The organism is Streptomyces katrae, from assembly GCF_000966975.1.
In the GTDB taxonomy this organism is placed as follows: domain Bacteria; phylum Actinomycetota; class Actinomycetes; order Streptomycetales; family Streptomycetaceae; genus Streptomyces; species Streptomyces katrae.
Map to the genome: position 1 here is coordinate 1 of NZ_JZWV01000434.1, position 4,353 is coordinate 4,353.

Here is a 4,353-nt window from a genome sequence, read left to right on the forward strand (position 1 = left end):
GTGCCGGGCGGCGCGGGTCAGGGAAGATCCGGAAGAGACGGCCTAGTCCCAGGCCCAGTTGACGGGCGCCGCGGGGGCCGTCAGGACCACGCTCTCCTCGGCCGCCGGAGCGGACGCCGTGGTCGGGGTGCCGGACCCGCCGCCGGAGAAGAGGGCCGGAAGGGCGAGGAGGAGGGAGAGGACAGCCATCCGGAACAGTCGGTTCATGCGGTCGTGCACGGTTACCCCTCAAGGAAAATGGCATGCCGGAACCACACGGGTGGGTGTGGAAGGCAGAAGAGAAAGCGATGGGCTGGGCTGGTCTTCACAGAGGACCGACGCTGTGCGGCGTCCCGTCCCGATCGATACTGGTCGCAGCCGCTACCCGGTGTCGACGGTTCCGCATGGCCCATGTAGGTCATGGCACCAACAGGTCATTTCAAGCCAGTTTCCTGAACGAAGGGCTCCGCGGCTGCCCAGACCCCCAGCAGCAGGTCGGCCCCGCACGAGGACATTTTCCAGTCGGCGGACCATTCACGGCCGAGCCAGGTGTCCCAGGCCTCGGCGGCCAGCCGTTCGGCGGCTCCGAGATCGGCGGCGACCACGAAGGTCATGGCCACGACCTGCGAGGACAGGGGAACCAGGCTCACATGGGCGATGCCCGGCTGGGGGTCGACGAGGATCCGCTCCCCGATGTCGGCGCTGCTGCGCGCGCCCGTGGTCCGGGCGTCGTACGGCGATTGCAGTAATACCTTGATCGCATACACGGGCACACCATAGCCATCCTTTGAGCACCTCAAAGGAAGACTGATCCGGCCACCTCGTGCCATGGCACAAGGAGGCCAGCCGTGCCGGCCGGCGGATTCGAAAAGGGCTTCCGGCTCAGATCCAGCCGCGCCGCGTGGCCTGTACGCCGGCCTGGAACCGGCTTTCGGCGTTCAGTGTCTTGAGCAGGTCGGCCATCAGACGGCGGACCGTACGGATCGAAACCCCGAGCTTGCGCGCGACGACCTCGTCGGTGTGGCCGTCCTCGAGCATCCTGAGCAGGGCCAGCTCACGCTCGCTGGGCCCGTCGCAGGGCAGTACCGAGGGCTCTCCGAGCGGGGTGGCGCGCTCCCAGGTCAGGTCGAACAGCTGGTTGAGCGCGGTGACGATGCTGGTGAGCCGGATGACGAACGCCCCCTGCTCGCTCGCGTCCGGCTTCACCGGGAGCACGGCCACGGAGCGGTCGCAGAGGATGAGGCGCATGGGCAGCGAGGGCATGGTCCGCGTCTGGCCCCCCTGCTGGGCGAACCAGGTGGCGTACTCGACCGTCGCCGGGTCCTTGCGCACGGTCTCCAGGTACACGGTCTGCATCCGCACGCCCCGTGCCAGGTTCTGCACGTCGAGGGGGCGCGACGCGTCCAGCGCCGCCTGGCTGAGCGCCGGACCCGGCATGAACGCCCGCACCTCGGAGGTGGCTTCCCGGGCGAGCTGCGAGAGGCGGGAACGCACCGCCTCCAGGCCCACGAGACGCTCGACGCCGGCCACGTCGTTCTGCACACGCCGTGCGGTGTACTCCGAGGTCAGAGCCGTCAGCATGGCCCGGTCCCGGGAGAGCCTGGCCCGGTGCTCGTCGAGCTCGGCTTCCATGACCTGCAGCAGGGGAAGGAGCCCGAGCTCGGGGCTGGCCGGTACGAGCGGTTCGGCTCCGGAGGTGGAACGCAGGAGCGAGAACCCGGTCAGCCGGTCGAGCGTCTCGCGGACCTCGGCTTCGTCCATGCCAAGATTCTGCGCAATGTCCTGCATATCCCAGTCGGGGTGGACGAGAAGCGCCCGATAGACGTCGCGGTCGCGATTCTCAAGGCCGATGCTCTCGAGCACTTACCTCTCCCCCTGTGGTGGTTCCGCAGCGGGATCACACTGCCTCCCCCGAAGCGCGAGCACAGCATACCCGCCCGTATGCGCAGGTCAACAAGGGTAGAGAGGCCGGCAAGATCACCTCACCCCCTAAGGGGAAGCATTTGGTCCGCGCTTCCGGCCATTCACGCCACTCACGGTGGTCGGGGAAATTCGCCCCTTGTCAAGAAGAACCGATCGCCTCGGCGAACACCTCGTACGCGTGCTCGTCGTAGAGGACGAACCTGACCTCCTCTACGTCGGTCCGGGCGCCCCGCACCGTCTCCACGGCGATCCGGGCGCCGTCGTCCATGGGCCAGCCGTAGATGCCGGTGGAGATGGCGGGGAAGGCGACCGTCCGGGCCCCCAGTTCGTCGGCGACCCGCAGCGACTCCCGGTAGCAGGAGGCCAGGAGCTCCGAGCGGTCCTCCTCGCGGGACCAGACGGGGCCGACAGTGTGGATGACGTGCTCCGCCGGGAGGCGGCCCGCGGTGGTGGCGACCGCGCGGCCCGTGGGGAGGCCCTTGCCGTAGTGGGAGCGGCGCAGGTCCTGGCAGGCGGCGAGGATCTCGGGGCCGCCGCGCCGGTGGATGGCGCCGTCCACGCCCCCGCCGCCGAGCAGCGAGGAGTTGGCGGCGTTGACGACCGCGTCCACCTCCTGGGCGGTGATGTCGCCCTGGACGAGGGTGATCCGGACCATCAGTGTCCCTTTCGCAGGTGCCGCCAGACGGCCTTGGCGGCGTTGTGGCCGGACATGCCGTGCACGCCGGGGCCGGGCGGGGTGGCCGAGGAGCAGAGGAAGACCGCCGGGTGGGCGGTGGTGTACGGGGAGAGGGTGATGCGCGGCCGCAGCAGGAGCTGGAGTCCGGCGGCGGAGCCGCAGGCGATGTCCCCGCCGACGTAGTTGGGGTTGCGGGCGGCGAGCTGCGGCGGCCCGGCGGTGGCGCGGGCCAGTACCAGGTCGCGGAAGCCGGGCGCGAAACGCTCCAGCTGGCGTTCGACGGCTTCGGTGAGGTCGCCGTCCCAGCCCGCCGGGACGTGCCCGTACGCCCAGAAGACGTGCTTGCCCTCCGGCGCCCGGCCGGGGTCGACCAGGCTGGGCTGGGCGGTGATCAGGAAGGGGTTGCGGGGGGCGCGGCCGCCCGAGGCCAGCTGGAGGGCGGCGTCGATGTCGCGGCTGCCGGGGCCGATCTGGACGGTGCCGGCCCGGCGGGGGGCCTCGGCGGTCCAGGGGACGGGGCCGTCCAGGGCGTAGTCGAGCTTGAAGGCGGCGGCCCCGTACCGGTAGCCGTCGTAGGCCCGGCCCAGGCGGGCGATCCGGGCCAGCGCGGTCGGGGAGGTGTCGAAGACGTACGCGCGGGCCGGCGGGAGGTCGTCGAGCCGTTTGACCTCGAAGCCGGTGTGCACGGCTCCGCCGAGGTCCGCCAGGTACGCGGCGAGCGCGTCGGAGATCGACTGCGAGCCCCCGCGCGGCACCGGCCAGCCGCCCGCGTGCGCGGCCAGCGCGAAGACCAGGCCGACGGCGCCGGTGCCGAGGCCGCTCAGCGGGGCGATGACGTGCGCGACGAGCCCGGAGAACAGGGCCCGCGCACGGTCGTCGCGGAAGCGGCGCATCAGCCAGGTGGAGGGCGGCAGACCGGTGAGGCCGAAGCGGGCCAGGAGGAGCGGGTCGCGGGGCAGGGCGGTGTTCGGCAGTGACATGAAGTCCCGGGCGAGGGTGTCCCAGTGGCCCAGGTACGGCTCCACCAGGCGCCGGTACGCGCCCGCGTCCCGGGGCCCGAGGGAGGCGGCGGTCTCCGCGACGGAGCGGGAGAGCACGGCGGCCGTGCCGTCGTCGAAGGGGTGCGCCATGGGCAGCGGGGCGTGCAGCCACTCCAGCCCGTACCGTCCCAGCGGCATCGTCTTGAACACCGGGGAGCCGGCGCCCAGCGGATGCACCGCCGAGCAGGGGTCGTGGCGGAAGCCGGGCAGGGTGAGCTCCTCGGTGCGGGCCCCGCCGCCCACCGATCCGGCGGCCTCGAACACGGCCACCGAGTGGCCCCGGCGGGCCAGTTCGACCGCGGCCGTCAGGCCGTTGGGCCCCGCCCCCACCACGACTGCGTCGAGAATCGACGGCACTGACAGCTCCTTCGTCCGGCGGCGGCCACTGCCCCCACCTTATTCCGCCCGTCCCCGACCGTTCAGGCCCCGCCCCGCAGCAGTTCGCGGACGCGGACCGTGGTGGCCTCGTCGCGGCCCACCGCGAAGGGCAGTGCGTTGTCCCGGTCGACGCGGAAGGGAACCCGGTCCACGGTGCTCTGCGCGCCGCCCGCCTCGCCGACCAGCAGCAGACCGGCCGCGTGGTCCCAGGCCGAGGGCCAGGTGAAGGCCAGCGCGTCCATCTCGCCGCGCGCCACCCTCAGGTACTCCAGGCCCGCCGAGCCGCAGGGCCGGGGTGCGACGCCGGGCACGTCGAGCCGGGACAGGTACCGGCGGTCCTCCTCGGAGGTGTACAGC

General features: G+C 72.1%; 6 protein-coding genes. All 6 read right to left on the bottom strand.

The features are described 5' to 3' along the window. Positions 1-42 precede the first annotated feature (42 nt). On the bottom strand, positions 43-207 hold the full coding sequence (locus VR44_RS45025; RefSeq protein ID WP_157880324.1) for a hypothetical protein: 165 nt from the start codon (positions 205-207) through the stop codon (positions 43-45). 206 nt (positions 208-413) lie between these two features. Then, positions 414-746, bottom strand: coding sequence for a hypothetical protein (locus VR44_RS16445; RefSeq protein ID WP_157880325.1), 333 nt, complete (start codon positions 744-746; stop codon positions 414-416). Positions 747-861: 115 nt separating this feature from the next. Then, the gene (locus VR44_RS16450; RefSeq protein WP_245691866.1) at positions 862-1,740 is read right to left on the bottom strand and encodes a helix-turn-helix transcriptional regulator; all 879 of its coding nucleotides are present in this window, start codon (positions 1,738-1,740) and stop codon (positions 862-864) included. Between the two features lie 301 nt (positions 1,741-2,041). Continuing rightward, positions 2,042-2,557 (bottom strand): O-acetyl-ADP-ribose deacetylase, encoded by a 516-nt coding sequence (locus VR44_RS16455; protein ID WP_045948254.1) that lies wholly within the window; start codon positions 2,555-2,557, stop codon positions 2,042-2,044. Continuing rightward, positions 2,557-3,975, bottom strand: coding sequence for a phytoene desaturase family protein (locus tag VR44_RS16460; RefSeq protein WP_052713644.1), 1,419 nt, complete (start codon positions 3,973-3,975; stop codon positions 2,557-2,559). Before VR44_RS16460 ends, VR44_RS16455 begins: the two co-directional genes overlap by 1 nt. Positions 3,976-4,037: 62 nt before the next feature. Then, positions 4,038-4,353 (bottom strand): inositol monophosphatase family protein (locus VR44_RS16465; protein WP_045948255.1); only part of this gene is annotated, 316 nt, incomplete at its 5' end.